20 protein-coding genes are annotated in these 25,285 nt (G+C 66.5%); 12 read left to right on the top strand and 8 right to left on the bottom strand.

Annotated elements, in window-relative coordinates; genetic code table 11:
* Positions 1-5: 5 nt before the first annotated feature.
* The gene (locus QEP15_RS13390; RefSeq protein WP_152384534.1) at positions 6-1,811 is read right to left on the bottom strand and encodes a chloride channel protein; all 1,806 of its coding nucleotides are present in this window, start codon (positions 1,809-1,811) and stop codon (positions 6-8) included.
* 83 nt (positions 1,812-1,894) lie between these two features.
* Between QEP15_RS13390 and QEP15_RS13395 the strand changes: the two genes are divergently transcribed.
* The 5 genes from QEP15_RS13395 (at position 1,895) to QEP15_RS13415 (ending at position 6,319) form a co-directional block, all read left to right on the top strand.
* Positions 1,895-2,347, top strand: a complete 453-nt coding sequence (locus QEP15_RS13395; protein WP_142055105.1) for a MarR family winged helix-turn-helix transcriptional regulator — start codon at positions 1,895-1,897, stop codon at positions 2,345-2,347.
* A gap of 109 nt (positions 2,348-2,456) precedes the next feature.
* On the top strand, positions 2,457-3,611 hold the full coding sequence (locus tag QEP15_RS13400; protein WP_152384535.1) for an HPP family protein: 1,155 nt from the start codon (positions 2,457-2,459) through the stop codon (positions 3,609-3,611).
* Between the two features lie 56 nt (positions 3,612-3,667).
* Positions 3,668-5,107: a sensor histidine kinase gene (locus tag QEP15_RS13405; protein WP_152384536.1), complete on the top strand. Its 1,440-nt coding sequence runs from the start codon at positions 3,668-3,670 to the stop codon at positions 5,105-5,107.
* A complete protein-coding gene (locus QEP15_RS13410) occupies positions 5,104-5,718 on the top strand; it encodes a response regulator transcription factor (protein WP_152384537.1) in 615 nt (204 codons plus the stop codon). Before QEP15_RS13405 ends, QEP15_RS13410 begins: the two co-directional genes overlap by 4 nt.
* 112 nt (positions 5,719-5,830) lie before the next feature.
* Positions 5,831-6,319 carry a GlcG/HbpS family heme-binding protein gene (locus QEP15_RS13415; RefSeq protein WP_056318547.1) on the top strand — a complete coding sequence of 163 codons (489 nt, stop codon included), beginning with the start codon at positions 5,831-5,833 and terminating at the stop codon, positions 6,317-6,319.
* A gap of 20 nt (positions 6,320-6,339) precedes the next feature.
* On the opposite strand, the gene QEP15_RS13420 is transcribed toward QEP15_RS13415, so the two are convergent.
* The 4 genes from QEP15_RS13420 to QEP15_RS13435 form a co-directional block, all read right to left on the bottom strand.
* A complete protein-coding gene (locus tag QEP15_RS13420) occupies positions 6,340-7,905 on the bottom strand; it encodes a hypothetical protein (protein ID WP_152384538.1) in 1,566 nt (521 codons plus the stop codon).
* Positions 7,906-8,086: 181 nt separating this feature from the next.
* Positions 8,087-8,626: a DsbA family protein gene (locus QEP15_RS13425; RefSeq protein WP_152384539.1), complete on the bottom strand. Its 540-nt coding sequence runs from the start codon at positions 8,624-8,626 to the stop codon at positions 8,087-8,089.
* Entirely contained in the window at positions 8,623-9,126 is a 504-nt protein-coding gene (locus QEP15_RS13430) for a redoxin domain-containing protein (RefSeq protein WP_056318540.1), read from the bottom strand. The genes QEP15_RS13425 and QEP15_RS13430 overlap by 4 nt, the downstream gene beginning before the upstream one ends.
* Before the next feature lie 65 nt (positions 9,127-9,191).
* Positions 9,192-9,710, bottom strand: a complete 519-nt coding sequence (locus tag QEP15_RS13435; RefSeq protein ID WP_056318539.1) for a Dps family protein — start codon at positions 9,708-9,710, stop codon at positions 9,192-9,194.
* Between the two features lie 225 nt (positions 9,711-9,935).
* Between QEP15_RS13435 and QEP15_RS13440 the strand changes: the two genes are divergently transcribed.
* From QEP15_RS13440 to QEP15_RS13455, 4 genes are all read left to right on the top strand, one after another.
* Positions 9,936-11,900 carry a PAS domain-containing sensor histidine kinase gene (locus QEP15_RS13440; protein ID WP_227741234.1) on the top strand — a complete coding sequence of 655 codons (1,965 nt, stop codon included), beginning with the start codon at positions 9,936-9,938 and terminating at the stop codon, positions 11,898-11,900.
* A complete protein-coding gene (locus QEP15_RS13445) occupies positions 11,897-12,547 on the top strand; it encodes a response regulator transcription factor (RefSeq protein ID WP_056318538.1) in 651 nt (216 codons plus the stop codon). The genes QEP15_RS13440 and QEP15_RS13445 overlap by 4 nt, the downstream gene beginning before the upstream one ends.
* A gap of 116 nt (positions 12,548-12,663) precedes the next feature.
* Positions 12,664-13,047 carry a response regulator transcription factor gene (locus QEP15_RS13450; RefSeq protein ID WP_152384540.1) on the top strand — a complete coding sequence of 128 codons (384 nt, stop codon included), beginning with the start codon at positions 12,664-12,666 and terminating at the stop codon, positions 13,045-13,047.
* A 142-nt stretch (positions 13,048-13,189) separates the two neighbouring features.
* Positions 13,190-14,026, top strand: coding sequence for an alpha/beta fold hydrolase (locus tag QEP15_RS13455; protein WP_056318536.1), 837 nt, complete (start codon positions 13,190-13,192; stop codon positions 14,024-14,026).
* Between the two features lie 96 nt (positions 14,027-14,122).
* Here the strand turns inward: QEP15_RS13455 and QEP15_RS13460 are convergent, their stop codons facing one another.
* Positions 14,123-14,953, bottom strand: coding sequence for a DUF4189 domain-containing protein (locus tag QEP15_RS13460; protein ID WP_227741235.1), 831 nt, complete (start codon positions 14,951-14,953; stop codon positions 14,123-14,125).
* Between the two features lie 299 nt (positions 14,954-15,252).
* Here QEP15_RS13460 and QEP15_RS13465 point away from each other — a divergent pair, with 299 nt between their 5' ends.
* Positions 15,253-15,819, top strand: coding sequence for a hypothetical protein (locus QEP15_RS13465; protein ID WP_152384541.1), 567 nt, complete (start codon positions 15,253-15,255; stop codon positions 15,817-15,819).
* 26 nt (positions 15,820-15,845) lie between these two features.
* Here QEP15_RS13465 and QEP15_RS13470 read toward each other — a convergent pair whose 3' ends face one another.
* Positions 15,846-19,169, bottom strand: coding sequence for an autotransporter outer membrane beta-barrel domain-containing protein (locus QEP15_RS13470; RefSeq protein ID WP_193725290.1), 3,324 nt, complete (start codon positions 19,167-19,169; stop codon positions 15,846-15,848).
* Between the two features lie 544 nt (positions 19,170-19,713).
* Between QEP15_RS13470 and QEP15_RS13475 the strand changes: the two genes are divergently transcribed.
* The gene (locus QEP15_RS13475; RefSeq protein WP_193725291.1) at positions 19,714-19,866 is read left to right on the top strand and encodes a hypothetical protein; all 153 of its coding nucleotides are present in this window, start codon (positions 19,714-19,716) and stop codon (positions 19,864-19,866) included.
* Here QEP15_RS13475 and QEP15_RS13480 read toward each other — a convergent pair.
* Positions 19,863-23,189 carry an autotransporter outer membrane beta-barrel domain-containing protein gene (locus QEP15_RS13480; RefSeq protein ID WP_193725292.1) on the bottom strand — a complete coding sequence of 1,109 codons (3,327 nt, stop codon included), beginning with the start codon at positions 23,187-23,189 and terminating at the stop codon, positions 19,863-19,865. The two genes, QEP15_RS13475 and QEP15_RS13480, sit on opposite strands and share 4 nt — an antisense overlap.
* A gap of 753 nt (positions 23,190-23,942) precedes the next feature.
* On the opposite strand from QEP15_RS13480, the gene QEP15_RS13485 reads away from it, so the two are divergent.
* Complete coding sequence (locus QEP15_RS13485) at positions 23,943-25,277, top strand: MFS transporter (RefSeq protein ID WP_217617660.1); 1,335 nt, start codon at positions 23,943-23,945, stop codon at positions 25,275-25,277.
* Positions 25,278-25,285 lie beyond the last annotated feature (8 nt).

Genomic DNA, 25,285 nt, shown 5'->3' on the forward strand with positions numbered 1-25,285 from the left:
CCGCCTCAGCCCGTCTTGCGCAGCGCGCCCGGCGCAGACGCCGCCCGGCGGAAAAACGCCGCCCGCTGGCTTTCCTCGCGCAACCGGCGCGCGCGCGAGCGGAACAGGTCCTTACGGCCCACGATGCCCAGCAACCGGCCGGAATCGCGGTCGATGATCGGAACGCGCCCCGCCCCGGACAACGCCATGCGGTCGGCGATCTGGCTGGCCAGTTCATCGGGATGGCCGAACACCAGTTCGCGCCCGTCCAGCGCCTGCGCCAGCGTCCGGTCGTCCGGCTCGCCTTGCAATGCCCACGCCAGCGTGTCGGCGCGCGTCACCTCGCCCACCACGGCACCTTGCGCGTCCAGCACCGGATAGCTCGTGTGGACGGGCTGCGCGGTGCTGAAATGCGTCACGGCCTGCGCCACCGTCATCGTGTCGGGCAGCGTCTGCACCGGGCTTGTCATCACGTCGGCGACACGCAAGAGGTCAAAGGGATCCACGCGATATTCGCGGCTGATATGGTGGCCGCGGCGTGCGATCTTCTCGGTCAGGATCGACCGCTTGAGCAGCAGCACGGTCACGCCATAGGCAAACACGCACGCCGACAGCACCGGCAAGAGCGCCTGCAGGTTGCCGGTCAGCTCCACGGCAAAAAGCGTTGCCGTCAGCGGCGCGCGCATCGTGCCGCCCATCATCGCCGCCATGCCCACCAGGGCCCAGAACCCCGGGTCTGCCTGCGGCAGCACGGGCGACGCCAGCGCGCCCAGCGCGCCGCCAAAGATCAGCAGCGGGGCCAGCACGCCGCCGGACGTGCCCGACCCCAGCGCAATCGACCAGATCGCAACCTTGACCACCAGCAGCACCAGCACCGCCTGGAACGCCAGATCGCCCGCCAGCATGTGGCGGATGTTGTCGTAGCCCACGCCCAGCGCGGCGGGTTCGATCAGGCCGCCGATGCCGATGGCCAGTCCGCCGATGGCGGGCCACCACATCCAGTGGATGGGCAGCTTCTCGAACAGGTCTTCGGCCGCATACACCAGCGACGTAAGCACGCCGGACCCAAGGCCCGCCAGCACGCCGACCGCGGCGCACGCCACCAGATGCCACGGCGTGAAGGCAAACGTGCCGGCATACGCAAAGATCGGGCCGGGCTCCATGACGAAGGCGCGCGTTGCCGCCGCCACCAGCGCGGCCACGGCCACGGGCAGGAAACTGCGCGGCTTCCATTCGAAGAGCAGCAGTTCAACCGCCAGCAACACCGCGGCCAGGGGCGTTCCAAAGATGGCCGTCATGCCGGCCGCCGCGCCGGCGACCAGGAGCGTCTTGCGTTCGCCGTCGTCCAGGTGGATGGTCTGCGCCAGCAGCGACCCGATCGCGCCGCCCGTCATGATGATGGGTCCTTCGGCGCCGAACGGGCCGCCGGTGCCGATGGACACCGCCGACGACACGGGCTTGAGCACCGCCACCTTCGGCTGGATGCGGCTCTTGCCGATCAGGATGGCTTCCATGGCTTCGGGGATGCCGTGGCCGCGGATCTTTTCTGAGCCGTAGCGCGCCATGAGGCCGATGATGAGGCAGCCGATCATCGGGATGGCCACCGATCCCCACCCGAGACGGCCAGTGGTGAAGGGCAGGTCGGCAAAGGAAAACAGGCCGTGATAGGCCAGGTTCGTGCAAAGTGCGATCAGGCGCAAAAGGATCCAGGCGGCCGCGACGCTGGCCAGGCCGACGGGAATGGCAAGACCCATCAGCAGGACGACGCGCCGGTCCGTGGTGAAGTCGCCGAGCCGCAGTCCGGGCCGGGCGGAAGAGGAAATGGGAGGCATGATCAAAGCAACTTGGGAAGTATTCGCACGGAATTTGAGAAAAGTCATATATATCGTAGCACGACATATATTAGAATCGCGCGGTGAACGCCTCCAAGACACCCTCTCGCCTGTCTCCCGCAGACTACGAACTGCTCGCGGACTTTCGCTATGCGTTGCGAAAATTCGCGGCCTTCAGTGAAAGCGCGGCCGCGGGCCTGGACCTGATGCCGCAGCAGCATCAGGCGTTGCTGGCCATCAAGGGCACGCGCAAAGGCGCTCCCGGACGCCGGGGCCTCTACGTTGGCGAAATCGCCGACCGCCTGCTGATCCGCCCGCATACCGCGGCCGAACTGGTGGGCCGTCTGGCGCGGCTGGACCTGGTCAGCCGCGAAGCCGACCCCGAAGACGGACGCCGCGTCGAGGTCGTGCTCACCGCCAAGGGCGAGCGCATGCTGGAAAACCTCTCTGCCTCGCATCTCGAAGAACTGCACGCCATGCGCCCGCTTCTGACGCGATTGCTGGCGCGCATGGGCGCCGACAACGGCAAGGACTGATCCCGCTCTCCTTTACGCCTGTCCGGCATAAGCTCATGCCGTCAGGTAATGCGCCTCGTGATAAATTGTCGCCCCGCGACATATCAATGCGTCGCGAGGAGAGATTGTCTTGGGTGTTGCAATCAAGCGCTGGCTGGGCTCGTTCGCGCCAGCGCCCGTGGGCGTCAACGGACGCGAAAAACTGTACGGCGCGGTCGGCGCCCTGCTCGGCCTGTTCTGCACCGAGTGGGTGGGACGTCACGCGCTGGGCGCGGACAATCCGTGGTTCATCGCGCCGATGGGCGCATCGGCGGTGCTGCTGTTCGCCGCGCCTGCCAGTCCGCTCGCCCAGCCCTGGTCGTTGATGGCCGGCAACCTCGTGTCGGCCCTGATCGGGGTGTTCTGCGCGCAGTTCATTCCCCTGCCCGGCGTTGCCGCCGCCGTCGCCGTGGCCCTGGCCATCGGCGCCATGTTTTCCCTGCGCTGCCTGCATCCGCCCAGCGGCGCCGTCGCGCTGACCGCCGTGCTGGGAGGGCCGGCCGTCGCCAAGCTCGGCTACGGTTTCGCGCTGTGGCCCGTGGCGCTGAATTCGGTCATTCTGCTTGCCATCGCCGTGGTCTTCAACGGCGCGCTCAAACGCAACTACCCACGCCGCCACGCCGAGCCGGCCGCCGGACACCATACGCGCGACCCCATCCCCAGCGCGCGGCTGGGCTTTTCGCGCGCCGACCTTGACGAAGCGCTGAGCCAGCGCGGCGAGCTGCTGGACATCAGCAAGGAAGATCTGGAAGACATCGTGCTCGCCGCCGAACTGCGCGCCAGCGTGCGCCGCTTTGGCGACGTGCGATGCGCCGACATCATGTCGCGCGACGTGGTGACCGTCTTGGAAAAGGACCCGCTGGACTACGCGGTGCGGCTCTTTGACAAGCACCGTTTGCAGGCGCTGCCGGTGCTGGATTCGGCGGGCCGCTACGCGGGCATGATTGCCCAAGGCGATGTGCTGGCGCGCAAGAGCCGCCCGGCGCCCGTCGCCACGGATGCCGCCTTCGCGTCCGATCTGCTGGTGGCCGACTGCATGCGCAGCGAAGTGCCTTTCGCCACGCCCGGCCTGCCCGTGATCGAGCTGGCGCGCCCGATGTCGGACAGCCTGCATTGCGTGCCCGTCTTGGACGAGGGCCGCCATCTGCAGGGGCTGGTGACGCAGTCCGACCTGGTGGCCGCGCTGTATCAGATGGCCGTTTCGGCCAACTCCCAACCCGCCGGCACGCACAAGCTGGCCGCCTGAGCCTCCGTAGCCCTACGGATTCCGGCGCGGGTTTGCCGCAAGGCATAATGGCCGGCGTGAATCCCCTATCCCGCGCGCGCGCCTTTCTCTGCTGGCTGGTCCTCTTCTGTCTGGGCGCAATCTGGATCGCGCGCCAGGAGTACGCGGATCAGTACGAGCGCTTCTTCCAAAGCACCAGCATCGCCCAGCGCATGCTGAGCCAGAAGACGGTGCAGCACGAAGCCGTCCTCGCCACGCTGGCCGCGCTGTCGCATCCGCCCGCTCCCGAGCGCCTTTTTCCCAGCCTGCAGCCCGCCATGCCCCAGCTTCTGGGCCTGGGCTATCTGCCGGGCGGTGTGTGGTCGGGCAGCCTGCCCGAGCCCGCCGGCCTGACCGCCGCGGTGCAACGCGCGCGCCAACTGGACCGGCCCGTCACCATCGCCGTGGACGACGCGCGCTACTGGCTGGTGTCCCCGTCGGGGTGGAGCCTGCTGATCGATGCGCGCCACCTCGTGCCGGCCGCTGACTTTCCTTCCGGCCTGGGCAATCTGACCCTCACGGTGGATCGCAAGCCGCTAGCCCTTCTGGACAAGCAACCCGACGCGTCGCTAGCCGGCTGGACGCTGGCGCTGCAAAAGCCGCTGGGCGCGGCCAGCCAGCCCTTCCAGATGCGCAGCACGCGCACGCTGACGCCCGCATCCTGGCCCTGGGCCGTCTGGTTCGGGTGGGCCGCGGCCAGCGGCCTGCTGGTGGCCGGCGCCGCCGCGTGGCATCGCTCGCGCGCCGAAGCGCGCCGGCAGCAGGAGCAAGTGCGGCTGTCGGCCATGGCGCGCCTGAGCACGCTGGGTGAAATGGCCGCCGGCATCGCCCATGAACTCAATCAGCCGCTGACCGCCATCCTGGCGCAAACCCGTGCCGCCCAGCGTCTGCTCGATGACGAAGACGAGCGCCCCGCCGTGCGCCATGCGCTGCTGGCCAGCGCCGAACAAGCCAAGCGCGCCGCCGACATCATCAGCCGCATGCGCGCGCTGGTGCAGCCCAGTTCCCCCGCGCGGCGCGAAGCCATCGATCCGGAGGCGATGATCGCGTCGCTGCGCTTCCTGCGCGAACCGGAGCTGGCTAAACAAGGCATCCGGCTGACCTGGACCAACGCCAGCCCCGGCGCGCGCCCGCTGGGTGACCGCGTGGCCCTCGAACAGATCCTGCACAATCTGGTGCAGAACGCGGCGGACGCGCTGGATGGCGCCACCGGCGCGCGCAAGATCGCGCTTGAAGGCCGCGTGGTGGACGGCCAATACCAGTTCAGCGTCAGCGACACCGGCCCCGGCATCGCCGCGGATGCAATGCCGCGCCTGTTCGCGCCGTTCTACACCACCCGCGACCAGGGCATGGGCCTGGGTCTTGCCCTGTGCGATACCTTGGCCGGGTCGATGGACGGCCGCATCGCCGCGCGCAACCTCAGTCCCGCGGGCGCCTGCTTCACCGTCAGCCTGCCGCAAGCCGGAGCCGCCGCATGAATCCCAACGACCATTCCCCGCTCGTGTATCTGGTGGATGACGACGATGCGGTGCGCGATGGCCTTGGACTGCTGCTGCGCAGCGTCGGCTTGCGCAGCGCGGGCTACGCCGACCCAACGGCGTTTCTGGATGCCCTGGCGCAGCCCGTGATCGGCTGCGTGGTGCTGGACATCCGCATGCCCGGCATCAGCGGCCTGGACGTGCTTGCCCAGCTTGCCGACCGGTCCGACCTGCCCGTGGTCATGCTGACCGGCCACGCCAATGTGGACCTGTGCCGCCGTGCATTCAAGGGCGGCGCCATGGAATTCCTGCAAAAGCCGGTCGACGACGATGTCTTTCTGGATGCGGTGCAGGCGGCCGTGCGCACGCACATCGCCAGCCGTGAACGCCTGGCCGTCACGCAGGCGGCGGCGGACCGCCTGGCGCGTCTATCGGCGCGCGAACACGAGGTCCTGGCGCGCATCGTGCGCGGCATGAGCAACAAGGAAATCGCGCGCGAGTTCGACCTGTCGCCGCGCACGGTCGAAACCTACCGCGCCAACGTCTTTGCGAAGCTGGAAGCCGAATCCCTCGCGCAGCTGATCCGCCAGTACGCGACCCTGCTCGACTGATGCGCCTCCGTAGCGCTACGGAGGCGCGCGCGTAGTCGGGCGTATACCGGGTTTTCGGCCTTTTGGCCACACTGTCTGCTCCTACCGCAACACCTCACAAAGGATGCAGACCATGAAGAAGCTTTCGCTTGCCGCCCTGATTTCCACGCTGGCTTTTGCCGGCGCCGCCCATGCCGCCGTGCTGAGCGAGAGCAACCTGTCGATGGCCGACGCACAGAAGCTGGCGACTGCCACTGTCGCCGCCTGCCAGGCCAAGGGCTACAACGTCAGCGCCGCCGTCGTGGACCGCGCGGGCCTGCTCAAGGCGTTCGCGCGTGCCGACAACGCTGGCCCGCACACCATCGAAGCCAGCCGCGCCAAGGCCTTCACGGCCGTGTCGGCCAAGACGCCCACGCTCACCATGATGGAAAATGCGCAGAAGAATCCCGGCGCCGCCAACCTGACCGACATTCCCGGCTTCCTGCTGCTGGGTGGCGGCGTGCCGATCAAGGCCGGCAACAGTGTGATCGGCGCCATTGGCGTGGCCGGGGCGCCCGGCGGCAATCTGGACGCGCAATGCGCCGATGCCGTCCTGGAAGAAAACGCCGCGCTGTTCAAGTAAGCGGGCGTCTGCGTCCTGGATTAAAGCTGCCGGTCCCTGGCCACGGCACGCGCCAGCGCCAGGTGCTTGCTCAGCAGCAACGCGTCCGCGGCGGCCGGATCGCGGCGTTGCAGCCGCTCGCTTTCCGACGGCTCCAGCTCCGCGGCGCGCACCAGCGACATCAGATCGCGCGTGGTGGTCTCAAGCACCGGCGTCAGGGTGTCTTCGATCAGCTCGCCCTTCACGTAGGCCTGCATGCGGATCGACAGATTGCGCGTGTGCGTCAGGTTCGCCTCGGCCAGCATGCCCGCTTCGTAGCGGATGCTGGTCTGGCTCCTGACCTCGTCCCGGATCTGGAAGAATCGGTAGTTCTGCGAATCCTTGTCGCGCGTCAGGTCCAGCGTCTGCTGCGGCGCCAGCGCGGTGTGATAACTGGCGGACAGATTGGCGCGCTGCTCCTGGCTGACGCCCAGATCGAACAACGGCCGGCCGCTCACGCTGCTGCTTTGCGAGACCCGATACGTGAACTGGTCGACTTCGCTGGTCTTGTACGGATTGCTCGCGTCGCCATTCTGCGAGATCGAGGCCGAGAAGTCCGCCACGCCCGACAGCAGGCTGCGGTACGTGTAGCCGGCCGCGGCGATGCGCGGCGCCTGGCTGGACGGCGCCGCGCCCGCTTCGTAGCTCTGGTGCAGTTCGGCGAAGGCGTCCTTGAACAGCGACATCATTGCCTCGTTGCCCCGGCCACGCGTGCGCGCGGCGTCGAACTGCTGCAGGTAGTCGCTGACGGCCGCGTCGCGCTGCTGGGCGTTGCCAAAGAGCGCGGACTTGCTCACGTCGACATCGACCTTCACCACGCCGTCGACGCTCTTGATGGCCAGCGAGCGCTGCTTGCTGTCGGCGGAAAACTCGACGGATTGCGAGATGACGCCATTGGCCGTGGTCGTGGCTTGCAGCGACACCGACGACAGCACGGCAGTGTCGAACTTGGCCAGGCCGGACCACGCCATGCGCGGCGGCACCGAGGCCAGGCCATCCACCGCGTCCTGGAACGCCTTGGACAGACCCGCAATCGCCTTGCGCTCGGTTTCCGAGAGCTCGCCCTCGGCCACGTCGATCTGCACTTCCAGACCGTCCGCACTGTTGCGCAGGCCCACCTCCACCTTCACGCCACTGGCGGTGGTGATGCGCAGCGTGTACGCGTCTTCGGGTTGACCGGCCGAACCGGTCTGCACGGCGCCCAGGGCGCCTACCTGTCCGGCGCCCGGCAGCATCCGCGCCGATTGCAAGTAATTGCCGCCATCGGTCGTGAAACGCTCCAGCAGCGCCGAGGCCACGCCCTCAAGCCGGCCAGCCAGCGTGCGGGCCGAGAGTGTTTCGGCCATGACGGCGGACACCTTGTCCGACGCCTCGTGCTCCCAGACGACGCCCGTCGCAGCGGGCTGCGGCGTGTAGGTCAGCGCGGGGGCCGAGCCCTGCCCCAGCGTCACCGTCGTGGAGGCGGGCGCCGCGGCGACCTCGGGCGGATCGCCCGCACGGGTCACGCCCGTGGCAGGCGGCGTCAGGCCGATCGTGGTCACGGCGCCTACGGAGGCAACGGATGTCATGGCGTGTCTTCCTCTTGGCGGCCGCGCGGCATGTTCGCCCGCCTGGCCGGGGTTTCCTTGAGAAATGTAACGGCACGGAAACGCCAGACTTAAGCCCCGGGCGGGCAGCCCCGGGCGGGCAGCCCCGGGCGGGCAGCCCCGGGCGGGCAACGAGACCGCCGGATGCGGGGCCTTGCCTCATTCACGCGTGGACCGCAGCCTCTCGCGCGGCCGCGGTCAGCGCGGCGACCAGCGTGTCGGCATCCCTTGCCCCGTCATACCGCACGCCGTTGACGAACAGGGTCGGCGTGCCGTTCACGCCGCTGCGCACGCCGCCGCTGAAGTCCACCTCGATCTTGGAATCGAACGCGCCGCCGAAGGCGCGGTAAAGCAACTGGGCCGACAGGCCTATTTCCGCACCGTAGGCGAACAGGTCGTTTTGCGTCAGGGCATGCTGGCGCTCGTACAGCAGGTCGTGCGCCTGCCAGAACTTGCCCGCCTGCGCGGCCGCCTCGGCAAACTCAGCGGCCGCGACGGCGTCCGGATGCAATTCCGAAATCGGGAAATTGCGGAACACGAAGCGCATCTGGTCCCCCAGCGCGCGCTGCACGGCCTTCAAGACCGGATAGGCTTCGCCGCAATACGGGCATTCGTAATCGCCATACTCCACCAGCGTCACGGGCGCGCTTTCCGGCCCCTGGATGTGGTCCTGCGCATTCACGGGAATGAACAAGCGGCTCATGATTGCACTCCTTGCAAGGCGGGGGCCAGTTTGTCGAGCGCGTCCAGGATCCCGTCGGCGCCCGGGTTGATGCCCAGCGGCGACACGTAGCTCCAACGGATGACGCCTTCTGCATCGATCACAAAGAGCGCGCGCTCGGCGATGCCCTCCGGTTCGCGGTAGACCCCGTAGCGCCGGGCAACCTCGCCTTTCGGTTCGAAATCGGCCAGCAGCGGGAAATGCAGCTTGCGATCGGCCGCGAACGCAGCGTGGCACCAGACGCCGTCCACCGAGATGCCGACGAGCTGCGCGCCCGCCTTGTGGAATTCGGGAAGGATCTGGTTGTAAAGCGCCATCTGGTCGCCGCAGACCGGGCTCCAGTCCGCGGGATAGAACGCCAGGATCAACGGCCGGCCGCGCAGTTCTTCCAGCGCAACCGTCTGGTCCGGCGTGGCCGGCAAGGCGAAGGACGGGGCGGCCGTGCCGGCTGGCAAGGCGGCCGCGGGGTAGTCGTGTGACATGGAAACGTCTCCTGGACGCGCCGCGCGCGGCGCAAGGGTCTGGACGGCAGCCGACCGGCTGGGGATCAGCGTTGAGCGCGCGTCGACTCGTACAAGAACCACGTGCGGCGCTCGGCCTCGTCGATCCAGTTCTCGATCAGGCTGGTCGATGCGACGTCGTTGTGGGCCTCGCACACGGCGTGCGTCGCGCGCAGAAAGCCCGTCAGGCGGCGGTTGTCGTCGGCCAGCTCAGCCAGCATGTCCTCGGGGGTCACGTAGTCGGCGTCGTTGTCGGCAAGACGCTGCAGGCGCTGGATGTGGCCGATCGAACGCAGCGTGGTGCCGCCCACCTTGCGGGCGCGTTCGGCAATGACGTCCGTCGTGGCGTAGATCTCGTCGCCCTGCTCGTCGAGCATCAGGTGATAGTCGCGAAAGTGAGGGCCCGACATATGCCAGTGAAAGTTCTTGGTCTTCAGATACAACGCGAACATGTCTGCCAGCAGGCCCGTCAGGGCGGCGGCGATGTCGACCCTGGCCTCGGCGCCCAGATCGGTGGGCGTGCGCAGGGGAGCGGTGATGCGGGTTTGAAGCGAAAGATCGTTCATGGAATTCTCCGGGTTGGCTTCACGAATCGGGTATCGATTCCCGATGGAAACCAGAATAGCCACGGCGACGCGCCGGCAAAATCGGCTCATCGTTTTCTCCAGTCATACGAAGGTTTACCCAGGAAATACGGGTGTTTTCTTTCAAACATGGCTGATAATGTGCGGGTCTCATTGCGCGCCCCTGGATTTCTGCCCGACCCGCGCGCCCCTACCCAGAGGTGGATCTTGCTCACGTCGACACTCGGCAGCGCGTCAGGCCAGCCGCCGCAACCGGTGCGTCCCGGCGCGCCGCAGACCACGGGCATGCGCCGCATGCAGTTCCTGTTCCGTGCCGCCGCCCTGCTGCTGGCGCTGGCCATTGCGCTGGTGGATACCTTCACCGACTTTGACGGCGCCGTGGCCGTGCTTTATGTGGTGGTCGTGCTGCTTGCCGCGCGCACCTCGCGGCGCCTGGACATCATCGTGGCGGGCACGGGCGGCATCCTGCTCACCATCGCGGCCTATCTGAATTCCCATGGCCTGAACCACGTGGGCTCGCCCACTGCCCGTGCGCTGGTCAGCCTGGCCGCCATCGGCATCACCGCGCTGCTGGCGCTGCAGAACCAAAGCGCCACCCGCAGGCTTGCCTCGCAGGCGCGGCTGCTCAACCTGTCGCACGACATGATCTTCGTGCGCGATCACCAGGGTGTGATCACCTTCTGGAACCGCACCGCCGAAGACACCTACGGCTGGCCCGCCAGCATGGCCCTGGGCCGCGTCGCCGATGCGCTGCTGCAGACGCGTTATCCGGACCGGCGCGAAGCCGTCGAGGCCGAACTGCTTGCCACCGGCAGCTGGGACGGCACGCTTGAACAGAAGACGCAGGCTGGCGCCACGCTGGTGCTGGAAAGCCGCTGGGTCCTTCAGCGCGATCATCATGGGCGCATCACGGGCGTCATGGAAACGCACCGCGACGCCACCGACCGCAAGGCCGCCTACACCGCGCTGGTCAGCAGCGAACGGCGCTACCGCCGCATGTTCGACGCCAGCCGCATTGGCGTCATCCAGGAAGACTGGCGCGCCGTGCGCGCCGAACTGACCGCCTTGGGCCTCATGGATGGCCCCGCCCTCACCACCCATCTGGCGCGCCATCCCGAATTCATCGGCCAGGTCCGCAAGCTGACCAAGGTGGATGACATGAATCCCGCCTTCCTGGCGATGGCGGGCCGCCCGGCCGGCGAGCCCGGACCGTACTCGGTCGACGACATTCTCTGCGAGGACGACCGCATGTTCGCGCGGTCGCTGACGGCGTTTGCCCAGGGCGACGCCTTTCACGAAGGCGAAACCGAAGTCGTGCATGCGGACGGCGCGCGCGTGCCGGTGCTGTTCACCATCACGTTTCCGCCCGCCGACGACGTCAACGGCGCCGTGCTGGTTTTCGTGGTGGACATCACGGAACGCCGGCAGGCGCAGGACGCGCTGCTGTTGGCGCAGACTGAACTTGCGCACGCCGCGCGCGTTGCCACCCTGGGCGAGCTCACCGCATCGATCGCGCACGAGGTCAACCAGCCGCTGATGGCGGTGGTCACCAGCGGCGACGCGGGCATGCGATGGCTGCGCCGTCCGCAGCCCGACTTGCACGAGGTCGAGCTGGCCATGGAGCGCATCATCTCCGAAGGCCGGCGCGCCAGCGAAATCGTCAAGCGCATCCGCGCGTTCCTCAGCAAGGCGCCGGTGCAGCAGGCCGCGCTGGACATCGGCGCCGTCATCGAGGAAGCCACGCGCCTGGTCGCGCACGAGCTCAGCCGCGAGCGCGTGGCGCTGAACGTCGACATCGAACCGGGCCTGCCGCCCGTCCTGGGCGACCGGATCCAGCTTCAGCAGGTGCTGGTCAATCTGATGGTCAACGCCAGCCAGGCCATGGCCGGCCAGTTTCAGGCCCGCCAGCTATCCGTCGGCGCGCGCCGCCACGAGGACGGGCGCGTCGCGGTCACGGTGCGCGACACCGGCCCCGGCATCGCGCCCGCCGACCTGGAACGCCTGTTCGATCCATTTTTCACCACCAAACCGCAAGGCATGGGCATGGGCCTGCCGATCTGCCGCACCACGGCGCAGGCCCATGGCGGCAGCCTTACCGTCGACAACACGCCCGGCGCGGGTGCCGCATTCACGCTGACACTCGCCGCCACCCAGGGGGAACCTTCCGCATGAACACCCGCACCGCCAGCGGCGCCGCAAGCGCCGCCCCGCAGTCGCAAGTCATCGTCGTCGACGACGAGGCCAGCGTCCGCGCCTCGCTCGACAGCCTGTTCCGCTCGATCGGCCTGCGCACCACCCTGTGCGCCTCGCCCGCCGAACTGCTGCAGACCCAGATTCCCGACGCGCCCGGCTGCATCGTCCTGGACGTGCGCCTGCCCGGCATCAGCGGCCTGGATTTCCAGGATCAGCTGGTGCGCCAAGGTATCGATCTGCCCATCGTGTTCATCACCGGGCACGGCGACATCCCCATGACCGTGCGCGCCATGAAGGCGGGCGCGGTGGACTTTCTGTCCAAGCCCTTTCGCGAACAGGACATGCTGGACGCCGTCTCCGCCGCCATCGAACGCGACACGCAGCGCCGTTCGCGCGATGCGGCCATGGACGGCCTGCGCGCCCGCTACGAGACGCTGACCCCGCGCGAGCGCGAGGTGATGGCGCATGTGGTGTCCGGGCTGATGAACAAACAGGTGGCGGGCCTGATCGGCCTGAGTGAGATCACGGTCAAGATTCACCGTGGCCACGTCATGCGCAAAATGGGGGTCCGGTCGCTGGCCGACCTGGTCCGCCACGCCGAGGCGCTGGGCATTTCCGCGCCCTGACCCGCGCTTGGGACAAACCTCTGTATGATTTCCGCGGCAGGCGCAAAGGTTCATAACGGAACATGCCGGACATCGGATGCGTATCGTGACCCGACCGGCCCGAAGGATTTTCTGATATGAACCACATTCCCACTATCGCGGTTGTCGACGACGACGATGGGGTCAGGATCGCGCTCTCCAGCCTGCTGCGCTCGCTCGGTTACGAGGTTCGGGCCTACGGGTCGGGCCCCGAATTCCTGAACGACGCGCATGCCCAAGAGCCGGATTGCATGATCACCGATGTCCAGATGTCGCCCATGACGGGCGATCAGCTCCAGGCCGAGCTCATCGCGGCCGGGCGCCGGTTCCCGTTGATCTTCATGACCGCCTTTCCCACCGAGGCGGCCAAGCAGCGGCTGCTCGCGCTGGGCGCGTGTGCCTACCTGGACAAGCCCGTTGATGGCGAAGCGATGGCGCGGTGCGTCGCGCACGCATTGCAAGGCTGCCAACCAGCCCGATAGGCGGTGGTGGCGGTTTGGACACATCCGGCGCCAAACCCCGCTTATACCTTCGTATGACGCGCCAAGCCCAGCGTAGGATTTCCCGGCAGCGCATAAGGCCCTAGTCTATCCCTGCGGTCCAACTAACCCCGGAGAACCCGACATGAGCACGATCACCACCCCCGACGGCGTTGAAATCTTCTTCAAGGATTGGGGCCCCAAGACGGCCCAGCCCATCATGTTCCACCATGGCTGGCCGCTGTCCGGCGATGATTGGGACGCCCAGATGCTGTTCTTCCTCGCCCAGGGCTTTCGCGTCATTGCGCACGACCGCCGCGGCCACGGCCGCTCGGCCCAGGTCAGCGATGGCCACGACATGGATCACTACGCGGCCGACGCTGCCGCCGTCGCCCAGCATCTGGACCTGCGCAACGCCGTGCACATCGGGCACTCCACCGGCGGCGGCGAAGTCGCCCGCTACGTCGCCCGCCACGGCGAGCCGCAGGGCCGCGTCGCCAAGGCCGTGCTGGTCAGCGCCGTCCCCCCGCTCATGGTCAAGACCGAGTCCAATCCCGGCGGCACGCCCATCGAAGTGTTCGACGGCTTCCGCAAGGCCCTGGCCGACAACCGCGCGCAGTTCTTCCTGGACGTGGCCGCCGGCCCGTTCTATGGCTTCAACCGGGAAGGCGCCAAGGTCTCGCAGGGCGTGATCAACAACTGGTGGCGCCAAGGCATGAACGGCGGCGCCAAGGCGCATTACGAAGGCATCAAGGCCTTCTCCGAGACCGACCAGACCGAAGACCTGAAGGCCATCACGGTGCCCACGCTGGTACTGCATGGCGACGACGACCAGATCGTGCCCATCGACGACTCGTCGCGCTTGGCGGTCAAGCTGCTCAAGAATGGCACGCTGAAGGTCTATCCCGGCTTTCCGCACGGCATGCTGACGACCCACGCGGATGTGATCAACGCCGACCTCCTGGCGTTCATCAAGGGCTGATCGTCCGGTGAACACAAAAAAAGGAAGGCGCCGCCTTCCTTTTTTTTCGCCTGTCGCTTCGGGCTGCCTGGCCGCGAGCAGCCTTGGCCACGGCGCCTAGTTCGGCTTTTCGTCCAGGCCGGCATAGCCATCGATATACGCGCGGCCCGAGCAACGCACCATGGCGACGCAGGCCGGGCTGCCGGTCTTGGCCGTGCACGTCGCGCGCGACTCGTCGCGGGCGGCCTTCGGGTCGGGGTTGAGCGCCGTGAAGCTGGTGCCGCGGCCCTTGGCCCCCTTGGCCCAGGCCATGCCCACGCAGCTGTCCGTGTACGTCAGCACCTTGCGGCAGTCCTTGCAGTCTTCCCAGTCCAGCAGTTTGGACAGGGCGTCCTTTTCATTGGGATAGCCATCCGAGTACACCAGTCCGCCGGTGTCGTTTTCGGCGATGGCGCCCCAGTATTCTCGTTGGTTCAACTTCGCGGACAGACTTTCCAGCTCCGCCTTCGAGGCCCGCAGGGGCGCCCGCATGTCGGCGGCGCTGTAACCCGGGCCCACGCACAGCGGCATGGTGATCAACCGGCACTTCCCATCGGGGCTGCCGGCCGTGCAGCGGCGCATCGCCTTCTTGGCCGCCATCTCCGGCGACACGCTGTTGCCCGGAAACAGATCCTGGACGGAATTGCGGGCGTACACCATGCAGCTGTCGGAAAACCAGCTCAGCACCTTGCAGTCCTTGCCGCCCGCCTTGCGGCATTCGGCAAGCGCGGCAGCTTCTGCCGACTTGCCCCCGGTTTCGGGCAACACCCAGTAAATCCGCGAATGCTTGCCGTCGGTGGCAATGCCGCCGTACAGCTTCTCGGCATGCGCGTTGGGCGAGGCCATGCCTGCCACCAAGGCCAGGGCGGCAAATGCGGCACGGATCAGGAATTGAAAGCGAGCGGGCATGATCGTCACAAAGTCCAGTGGATTGGGCGGGGACGATCTTAGCGCAGCCGGCCCCGGTTCCGTCCCTGTATGCATGGACGTTGCGGCATATTAGGTAACAAAATTAACACATCGCCTGACGAACTCCGGCCCCGTTTTTCGGTAAAAATGTCGCACTTCACGACGCGGCGCAGCGTTGCGTTTACTCCGTCGCCCTGCGCAACCGGAGTCGCTTTACCCGCCCTCCGTCACGAATAGAAACAAGCGGTCCGTCCTTCGGCCTATATAGGCAGGTCGGCTCGGGAACCTGGACAACACACATGAAGTCGCCTCAGCATTCCAACCGAAACCGCGGATCGATTCTCCTGGTTGCGGGCCTCGTTGCCGTGCTGGGGCTGGCCGGCTGCGCACCGATGCCGACGGGCGGAAGTTCCACCCTGCCCTCGCTCAGCCAGGTGTTCAAGTCCGGGCTTTCGTTCTCGCCCAGCGTCAACGTGGCCAAGAACATGGAAGGCCGCTCCATCGATGACGCGATCGCGGCGCTGGGCGAGCCTTCCAGGGTTCGTGCGGTCGGCAACACCATGGAGCTGGAATGGTCCGACTTCCAGTCGGCTCCGTACACGGAATGGGTCGTGGACAGCAGCAGCCAACAGGTCGTGGGCATGATCCCCGGCAACAGAAACGCGGCGCCCACGCCGGTCTTCCAGACCAACACCACGGGCCACTATGCCAACCGCACGCGCGTCTATGAATGCAAGGTGCTGATGCGCATGAAAGACAGCGTCATCGTCGACACCAGCGTGGACGGCAATGTGTGCCCGGAATTCATTTCGGCCCTGCGCAAATGGGCCGGCGAGGCCGAGGCCAAGAACTACGTGGTGAACTGAGCGCCCGGCGGGATGATCTGCAATCGCTAGAAGATGATCTTGATCCCGGCGTTAAGGTTGTAGCTGCTGGACTTGCGGCTGCCGATGCCTTGCTCGGTGCCGGCTTGCACATTCAGGAAGGTGTTGCCGCCCACCAGGCTGTCGTACCCCAGCGTCAGACCCACCCGCGGCCCGCCAAGTTTGTTCTTGAAGGTGAGGTCTCCCTGCGTGGCGGTGGCATAGCGGCTTGACGAGTGGCCGGCGGTGGTCAGCAGATTGACCGTCGCCCACGCCGTACTGACCTTGGCGGAATCGTCGTCCCATGTCTTGGACAGACGCATGCCCAGCCGGCCGGTCAAGCTGTTCACACCGGGAAACGCCACCGCGCTTGCCACGTCCTGGCTGTCCGAGAACCTGATCCGTTGATAGATCACCTGCGCCTGGGGCTCCAGCCGGAGGTTGCTGGCTTCGTCGCCAACGGCGAACGATTTTCCAGCCTCCGCCGAGATCAACCCGCCCCAACCCGTGGTGTTCAACTGGCCTGCGCCGGCCGCCGAGTTCGCCTTGACGTCGTAGCGGCTGACCTGCGTGACCAGATCCAGATAACCGCCCTTTCCGTCCAGCAGCGTGTAGTAGCCACCCAGGCTGTATGCCGACTGATTGCTACGCCCCGCATCGACGGTTTCATTGCTGACGTTCAGATAATGGTCCACGTCGGTCTTCATGGTGCTGGCAGACGCAAACACCCCCGCACTGCGGCGCGACAAGCCTTGGAAATTCACATACACGTCGGTTCCAAGCTGGACGCCCGCCAGGCTGGAGCGCGTCGCGATGTCCTGCGCGGCCAGTCCGGTGCTATTGCCGCGATTGCGCCCAGTGTCGGCCAGGGCGCGCGCCCACACAAAGGGGTAAACCTTGCGGGCCAGGCTCTCGGTGGATCCCATCCGTTCGTTCAGCGTGCCGACGGTCAGTTCGCCATGGCGCGCGGCCTGATTGCCCAGTTGGGAATACAGCGAAACCTCGGGCCGCGCTTCGGTGCGCACATACCAATTATGCGGAGACGCCTGCACGCCATTGACGACACTTGATCCGTGTTGCAACCGATAAAGAAAAGCCCCTCTGCGGTTAGCGCCCGGCGTTTCCTCCCGTTGCACGAACGCGTTGTCGGTCGGGCCATTTGCCTGGACCACCATCACGCCGTCGCCCGTAAGCGCGTCCCCAACGGAGGATTCACCCATTTGCAGAACCAGATGCGTCGTTCCGACGGCGCCGCCGCCGAGCCGAATGAGATCCGTGAACCCGGTTTCCGTCGACTGCACATGCAGCTGGACGATACCGCCCTGGCCGTTCAGATTGTTGGCGACCAGCACGGTGCCGCCAGATGGGCCATTGGCCGTGCCGGGCGGCATGAAGTTGATGCGGCCGGCAAGGTTGATCTCGCCAGCGAAGCTGATTGCGGTCCCGTGACCGGTGGTCGCGTATGCGGGATTGAATGCGGGATTGTCCGGGTCCGTGAACATGTTCCAGCGGCTGGAGGCATCCACGTTCAACGTGCCCGGCGCATGCATCCAGCCGTTCAATTCCGCATTGCGCAAGGTCAGCGTTTCTTGCGGACCCTGCCCGATGACGCCCGCCGCGCTTGAAATCGAGCCCAGCGTCGTGCCGTGAATGGCCAGCTCTCCTCCGGTCAGGTATGTCTTGCCGGTGTAAGTCAACGAGCCGGTCAGCGTCGTCGAGCCCGAGCCCGCTTGCACCACGTCTCCGGTGCCGGCGATCGCACCGCCGATCACGACGTGATTCGCGCGGTTGAACACCAGCCTGCCGTGGTTGATGAAGGCGCCGTTTCCGATGGCGCCGCTTGTGCCGCCCGCGCCGAGTTGCAGCGTGCCGCCGTCAATCTGCGTCACGCCGTGGAAGTTGCCGTCTGCTGCGATGGCCAGGGTTCCCTCGCCCGTCTTGGCAAAGTGGCTGCCGTCTCCGCCCAGCACCCCATGCAGCACCGATTGCTGTCCGTCTTCGATGTCGATCGCGCCGGTGCTGTTGACGACCACATCATGGTGGAGGGCCGCATCGTCCTGAAGCTGCAGCGTTCCGCCGTCCAGCGTCACGGCATCGAGCGTACTGCCAAGACTGTCGCCGCTGGCGATGGCCAAGGTGCCGCCCTTGATGCGCCACGGCGTGCGTGCCTGCGTGGGCGCATTGGCCAACTGCCAGGTGCCTTCGGAAGTTTTCTCGAACGCAGAGAAGCCCTGGTAGACGTCGTTGGTGGCGCCAACGCCCCCCGCCGCGCCCAGCTTCGAGACGTCGAAGGCCATTGACGCGCCCGTGATCGGGTCAACGCCCGCCTCGCCATCGAGCACGAGCGTGTTGTTGGTGGATCGTGTGGCGTCCACAGTGCCTTGGATTTCGCTGCCGGCCTGCAACCGCAGCACCGAATTGTGGGCCGTGTCGGCGTACAGGATCGCCACCGATTGCGCCGACCCCGTGCCCGGGACAATGCGGCCGGCGTTCGTGATCACGGTGTTGGCGCCCAGGACGTGTATGCCATAGCCGCCCAAGGACGTGCCGCCAGCGGTTGACCCATTAGGTCCGCCCACAGCGCCGCCGCCTCTACCGCCCAAGCCGCCGGGTGCGCCCCCCCCGCCGCCTCCGGCGCCGGTCTGGTTCGACACCACGTGCTCGCCGTCCGTGCCATTCAGGTTGGTGGACGCGCCGGGCTGCCCGCCGGCCCCGCCCAAGTCTGTACCGCCGCCGTCCCCGGCCGCCCCCCCGCAACCACTATCGGCGCCGACGCCGCTTCCGCAACCAAAGGGATTGATGCTGCCTCCCGCCCCACCGCCACCCCCGCCATACCGATAGTTGCCCGCGATCCCATCCAACCCTGGCTGACCGCCGTTGCCACCGTCGCCTGGCAGCATAGGCACTCCCTCCAAGGGAATGTCGCCGCCGCCGCCGCCGCCGCCGCCCGCGCCGCCCACGCCATCGCCGCCTCGCCCTCCTGCGGCCGACCCCCGGTTGTACGAGCTGCCGCCGCCGCCGCCGCCGCCGCCACCGGCCCCCCCTTGCAGCAGGTCGCGGTTGGTCAGCACGGCGCCGTCCGCGGCCAGCTCGACGCCGTGCCCGCCCTGGCCGCCATTGCCCCCGGCGCCGCCGCTGCCGCTTACCTGGCCCCCGCCCCCGCCGCCGCCACCCCCGCCGCCACCGGCGCCGCCGATCAGGCGTTCCACGTTGACGAAAGGCGTGGTGTCCGTGATCACGACTGCTGTGTGCCCCGCGCCGCCGTCGCCGCCCCGCATGCCAGTCGCGCCGCCCAGGCCGGCCACACCGCTTTCACCGATGATGTCCGCCAGCGCAGAGACCGGCGCCAGCAACGCCACGCCCGCGATAAAGCACGTTGCGCGGCGGCGTTTGAACCCACTTGGGCCAGCGTTTCCGAGACTGGTGAATAGGGATGTCGTTGTTTTGACGTGGCCGGTTCCGGCTGAAACCGAATGCACACCGTTTCCCACAAACTCGTACCGTGAACGCATTTGCCCCCCATGCACAGATTGGCTGATAAAACCGCATCGACATCGCCTCGCGCGCCAGGATGGGCACCGGAATAGCCGCTCTCATCAAACGCGAGCGAGGCATGGCCTTCGCATCAGGGTGAATGCTAGAAAACTCTTCCAAATAAATATTGAGCACAAATACTCGGATTTAGTCTGATAACCAGAAATTCAAATTTCTTGTAAACCGGTTTTTTCTTGACGAGAACCGAAATTAATATTCGGCAATAACGCAGGTCCTTTCTAATATTTTTATTAAGAGACCTGCTCGCACCTGGATGCGCCGCCTACGCCGGTGTTGCATACAAACACCACGGGCGATTACGCCAACCGCACGCGCATTTGCGAGTGGAAGGTGATGATGCGCATGACGGACAGCGTCATTATCGACACCGGCGTCGACGGCAATGTATGTCCGGCATTCATCTCCGCCCTGCGCAAATGGGCCGGCGGGGCCGAGTCCAAGGCCAAGGATTATTTGGTGAACCGAGCGCCGGGCGGGATGATCCGCAATCGCTAGAAAATGATCTTGATCCCGGCGTTCAGGTTGTAGTTGCCGGACTTGCGGCTGCCGATGCCTTGCTCGGTGCCGGCTTGCACATTCAGGAAGGTGTTGCCGCCCACGAGGCTGTCGTATCCCAGCGCCAGACCCACCCGCGGCCCGCCAAGTTTGTTCATGAAGGTGATGTCACCCTGCGTGGCGGTGGCATAGCGGCTTGACGCGTGGCCGGCCGTGCTCAGCAGGTTGACCGTCGCCCACGCCGTACTGGCCTTGGCGGAATCGCCGTCCCATGTCTTGGACAGGCGCATGCCCAGCCGGCCCGTCACGCTGTTCACGGCGGGAAACGCCACCGCGCTTGCCACGTCCTGGCTGTCCGAGAACTTGATCCGCTGATAGATCACCTGCGCCTGGGGCTCCAGCCGGAGGTTGCTGGCTTCGTCGCCGACGGCGAACGATTTTCCAGCCTCCGCCGAGATCAGGCCGCCCCACCCCGTGGTGGTCAACGGGCCTGCGCCGGCCGCCGAGTTTGCCTTGACGTCGTAGCGGCTGACCTGCGTGACCAGATCCAGATAACCGCCCTTTCCGTCCAGCAGCGTGTAGTAGCCGCCCAGGCTGTATGCCGACTGATCGCTACGCCCCGCGTTGACGGTTTTCCTGCTGAGGTCCTGATAATGGTCCACGTCGGTCTTCATGGTGCTGGCGGACGCAAACACCCCCGCACTGCGCCGCGACAAGCCTCGGAAATCCACATACACGTCGGTTCCAAGCTGGACGCCCGCCAGACTGGACCGCGTCGCGATGTCCTGCGCGGCCAGTCCGGTGCTATTGCCGCGATTGCGTCCAGTGTCGGCCAGGGCGCGACCCCACACGAGGGGGTAAACCTTGCGGGCCAGACTTTCCGTGGATCCCATCCGTTCGTTCAGCGTGCCGACGGTCAGTTCCCCGTGGCGCACGGCCTGATTGCCCAGTTGGGAATACAGCGAAACTTCGGGCCGCGCTTCGCTACGCACATACCAATTATGCGGGGAGGCCTGTACGCCATTGACCACGCTTGAACCGTGTTGCAACCGGTAGAGAAAAGGCCCTTTGCGGTTACCGCCCGGCGTTTCCTCCCGTTGCACGAACGCGTTGTCGGTCGGGCCATTTGCCTTGACCACCATCACGCCGTCTCCCGTAAGCGCGTCCCCTGTGGAGGCCCCATCCATTTGCAGAACCAGATGCGTCGTTCCGACGGCGCCGCCGCCCAGCCGAATGAGGTCCGTGATACCGTTTTGCGTCGACTGCACATGCAGCTGGACGATACCGCCCTGGCCGTTCAGGTTGTTGGCGACCAGCACGCTGGCGCCGGATGGGCCATTGGCCGTGCCGGGCGGCATGAAGTTGATGCGGCCGGCAAGGTTGATCTCGCCAGCGAAGCTGATTGCGGTCCCGTGACCGGTGGTCGCGTATGCGGGATTGAATGCGGGATTGTCCGGGTCCGTGAACATGTTCCAGCGGCTGGAGGCATCCACGTTCAACGTGCCCGGCGCATGCATCCAGCCGTTCAATTCCGCATTGCGCAAGGTCAGCGTTTCTTGCGGACCCTGCCCGATGACGCCCGCCGCGCTTGAAATCGAGCCCAGCGTCGTGCCGTGAATGGCCAGCTCTCCTCCGGTCAGGTATGTCTTGCCGGTGTAAGTCAACGAGCCGGTCAGCGTCGTCGAGCCCGAGCCCGCTTGCACCACGTCTCCGGTGCCGGCGATCGCACCGCCGATCACGACGTGATTCGCGCGGTTGAACACCAGCGTGCCGTGGTTGATGAACGCGCCGCTTCCGATGGCGCCGCCTACGGCGCCAACGCCGAGTTGCAGCGTGCCGCCGTCAATCTGCGTCACGCCGTTGAAGTTGCCGTTTGAGAAGATGACCAGGGTTCCGCCGCCCGTCTTGGCAAAGTGGCTGCCGTCTCCGCCCAGCACCCCATACACCAGCGATTGCCGTCCGTCTTCGATGTCGATCGCGCCGGTGCTGTTGACGACCACGTCACGATGGAGGGCGGCATCGTCCTGGACCTGCAGCGTTCCGCCGTCCAGCGTCACGGCAACGTCCACGATGCCAAGACTGTGGTCGTCGGCGATGGCCAACGTGCCGCCCCTGATGCGCCATGGCGTGCGTGCCTGCGAGGGCAGATTGATCAATTGCCATGTCCCTTCGGAGGTTTTCTCGAAAGCAGAGAAGCCCTGGTAGACGTCCTCGCTGGCAACGTACGCTGCGCCGCCCAACTTCCACACGTCGAAGGCCACTGAAGAGCCGGTCATCGGGTCGACGCTCGCCGCGCCGTCGAGCACGAGCGTGTTGTTGGTGGATCGGGTGGCATCCACCATGCCCCGGATTTCGCTGCCGGCCTGCAACCGCAGCACCGAATTGTGGGCCGTGTCGGCGTACAGGATCGCCACCGATTGCGCCGACCCCGTGCCTGGGACAATGCGGCCGGAGTTCGTGATCACGGTGTCGGCGCCCACGACGTGTATGCCATAGCCGCCCAACGACGTACCGCCAGCGCCAGACCCATTGGGTCCGCCCACGGCGCCGCCGCCTCTGCCTCCCAAGCCGCCGGGTGCGCCCCCCCCGCCGCCTCCGGCGCCGGTCTCGTTCCCCGTCGCGGACCCGCCGTCCGTGCCATTCAGGTTGGTGGACGCGCCGGGCTGCCCGCCGGCCGCGCCCAAGACTGTACCGCCGCCGTGCCCGGCCGCCCCCCCGCAACCACTACCGGCGCCAGCGCCGCTTCCGCAACCAAAGGGATTGATGCTGCCTCCCGCCCCGCCGCCGCCACCGCCATATTGATGGTTGCCCGCGGTCCCATCCAGCCCTGGCTGACCGCCGTTGCCGCCGTCGCCTGGCAGCATGGGCACGCCACTCAAGGGAATATCGCCGCCACCGCCGCCACCGCCGCCCGCGCCGCCCACGCCATCGCCGCCTCGCCCTCCTGCGGCCGACCCCAGGTTGAACGAGCTGCCGCCGCCGCCGCCGCCGCCGCCACCGGCCCCCCCTTGCAGCAGGTCGCGGTTGGTCAACACCGCGCCGTCCGCGGCCAGCTCGACGCCGTGCCCGCCCTGGCCGCCATTGCCCCCGTCTCCGCCGCTGCCGCTCACCAGGCCCCCGCCTCCACCGCCGCCTCCTCCCCCGCCGCCAGCGCCGCCGATCAGGCGTTCCGCGTTGACGAAGGGCGTGGTGTCCGTGATCACGACTGCCGTGTGCCCCGCGCCGCCATCGCCGCCCCGCATGCCGGTCGCGCCACCCAGGCCGGCCACACCGCTTTCACCGATGATGTCCGCCAGCGCGGAGACCGGCGCCAGCAACGCCATGCCCGCGATGAAACACGTTGCGCGGCGGCGTTTGAACCCACTTGGGCCAGCGTTTCCGAAACCGGTGAATAGGGATGTCGTTGTTTTGACGTGGCCGGTTTCGGCTGAAACCGAATGCACACCGTTTCCCACAAACTCGTACCGTGAACGCATTTGCCCTCCATGCACAGATTGGCTGATAAAACCGCATCGACATCGCCTCGCACGCCGGGACGAGAAGCGCAACAACCCCTCTCATCGGAGGCGAACGACACAAGCGGTTTGCAATAGGGGTGAATGCTAGGAAACTCTTCAAAATAAATATTGAGCACAAATACTCAGATTTAATCCGGTTACCTAAGAATTAACGTTTCTGTATATCGATCTTTTGATTGACGCGCGCCGAAATTAATATTCCGCTATAAGGCGAGATTTTTTAATATTTTTATTAATACCGTCACATCGATCGAAATACTCGCGACGCGGCCTGGATCAACGACAGCATGGATTCATTGCATGTCGGCACGCCGTGTCGATGCCCAGGCCACCCACCGCGACCGCGCGCCCTCGCCCGCGGGTAAGGGCGCCCGGCAATCGGCGCTACAATCCGCGCCGGATTTCCGCTGCGTGCGCCCTGCGCCACCCGGCCCGCGCCCAAGCGCATGGCATTGCCCCCGACAAGCCAGGCGAACCCTGTCGCACTTCCCCCCACCCCATTGATCGTTTGTCCGGTCGCACCGGATGCTTTGTGCTGTTCTGGAAATCGAGGATTTCATGTCTCGGCAGTTGTTGGGCCTGGTGCTCGGGCCCCTTCTTGGCTTGTTCGTTGTCTGCATCGGCAACGCCTTCATCTCTTCCCTGACGACCTTGCAGTTGGACGCGGCCGGCGAATCGGCCACCGTCATCGGCATCATTTCGTCGTCATACTTTATCGGCCTGACGCTGGGCGCGATCTTCAATGACCGCCTGATCCTGCGCATCGGCCATATCCGCGCCTACAGCAGCTTTGCCTCGCTCATCGCCGTGACGGTGCTGCTGCAGGGACTGATCTTCAACCGCGAAGCCTGGTTCGTGCTGCGCCTGATCAACGGCTGGGCGAGCGTGGGCGTATTCCTGGTCGTGGAAAGCTGGCTGCTGCTGGCGGGCGATGCCAAGGTGCGCGGGCGGCTGCTGGCGCTGTACATGATTGCGCTGTATGGCTCGGGCATGCTGGGCCAGCTGGAACTGGGCGCCATCACTCAGCTGGGGCCAATGGCGCCGTTCATGGTGGCCGGCCTGCTGGCGTCGCTGTCCGTGATGCCCATGGTCATCATTCCGCGCGTCTCGCCGCTGGTGGAACGCGTCGAGCCGTTGCTGCCGCAGCATCTGGCGCGCATGACGCCCACGGGCGTGATGGGCTGCTTCGGGTCAGGCGTCGCGATTGCCGCCGTCTACACGCTGCTGCCGCTGTATCTGCAGCGCATTGGGCTGGACGTTGCCGAGGTCGGCAAGATGATGGGCGCCGTGATCCTGGGCGCCATGGTCCTGCAGTATCCGGTGGGGCGCTGGTCGGACCGGCGCGACCGTCAGGTGGTGCTGATCGCGTTGGCCGTGTTCTGCGCCGTTCTCAGCCTGCTGATCCTGTTGCTGCCGCCCGCCTCGCCGCTGCTGATGCCGCTGTTGTTCCTGCTGGGCGGCGGCGTCTTTGCCATTTATCCGGTGGCCGTCAGCCATGCGGCGGATCGCGCGCCCGCCGACGCGCTGGTGCGCATGATCCAGGGCTTGCTGCTCATTAATTCGCTGGGCTCGGCGCTCAGCCCCCTGGCCATCTCGCCCGTGATGACGAAGTTCGGCGAAGCGGGTCTGTTCTGGTGCTTTGCGCTGCTCAACCTTGGGCTGGTCACCTTTTTCGTCTGGCGCCGCAACGAGCGCCCGGCGCCGGCGCCGGTGGCGCCCTTTGCAGCGGCCGCGCAGATGTCGCCAGTGGGAGTGGAACTGCGCGTGACCGAAGACCTGTTCCAGGGCGCGCTGGACCACGAGATGACCGAGGACCTGACCCACGCGGTGCCCGGCGCCGAGGCAGCCGAGCCCGTGCTTTCCACAGTGCAGGAGGTCCCGCCGGCGGCCTGACCGGCGGC

It is taken from the genome of Achromobacter mucicolens (assembly GCF_029866465.1).
GTDB lineage: Bacteria > Pseudomonadota > Gammaproteobacteria > Burkholderiales > Burkholderiaceae_B > Achromobacter > Achromobacter mucicolens.

Coding starts and splice junctions, on each gene's coding strand:
- QEP15_RS13445 (WP_056318538.1), top strand. CDS start 11,897: ATGAACACCCGCACCGCCAGCGGCGCCGCAAGCGCCGCCCCGCAGTCG.
- QEP15_RS13455 (WP_056318536.1), top strand. CDS start 13,190: ATGAGCACGATCACCACCCCCGACGGCGTTGAAATCTTCTTCAAGGAT.
- QEP15_RS13465 (WP_152384541.1), top strand. CDS start 15,253: ATGAAGTCGCCTCAGCATTCCAACCGAAACCGCGGATCGATTCTCCTG.
- QEP15_RS13480 (WP_193725292.1), bottom strand. CDS start 23,189: ATGGCGTTGCTGGCGCCGGTCTCCGCGCTGGCGGACATCATCGGTGAA.
- QEP15_RS13485 (WP_217617660.1), top strand. CDS start 23,943: ATGTCTCGGCAGTTGTTGGGCCTGGTGCTCGGGCCCCTTCTTGGCTTG.
- QEP15_RS13410 (WP_152384537.1), top strand. CDS start 5,104: ATGAATCCCAACGACCATTCCCCGCTCGTGTATCTGGTGGATGACGAC.
- QEP15_RS13415 (WP_056318547.1), top strand. CDS start 5,831: ATGAAGAAGCTTTCGCTTGCCGCCCTGATTTCCACGCTGGCTTTTGCC.
- QEP15_RS13425 (WP_152384539.1), bottom strand. CDS start 8,626: ATGAGCCGCTTGTTCATTCCCGTGAATGCGCAGGACCACATCCAGGGG.
- QEP15_RS13390 (WP_152384534.1), bottom strand. CDS start 1,811: ATGCCTCCCATTTCCTCTTCCGCCCGGCCCGGACTGCGGCTCGGCGAC.
- QEP15_RS13435 (WP_056318539.1), bottom strand. CDS start 9,710: ATGAACGATCTTTCGCTTCAAACCCGCATCACCGCTCCCCTGCGCACG.
- QEP15_RS13430 (WP_056318540.1), bottom strand. CDS start 9,126: ATGTCACACGACTACCCCGCGGCCGCCTTGCCAGCCGGCACGGCCGCC.
- QEP15_RS13420 (WP_152384538.1), bottom strand. CDS start 7,905: ATGACATCCGTTGCCTCCGTAGGCGCCGTGACCACGATCGGCCTGACG.
- QEP15_RS13460 (WP_227741235.1), bottom strand. CDS start 14,953: ATGCCCGCTCGCTTTCAATTCCTGATCCGTGCCGCATTTGCCGCCCTG.
- QEP15_RS13450 (WP_152384540.1), top strand. CDS start 12,664: ATGAACCACATTCCCACTATCGCGGTTGTCGACGACGACGATGGGGTC.
- QEP15_RS13475 (WP_193725291.1), top strand. CDS start 19,714: ATGACGGACAGCGTCATTATCGACACCGGCGTCGACGGCAATGTATGT.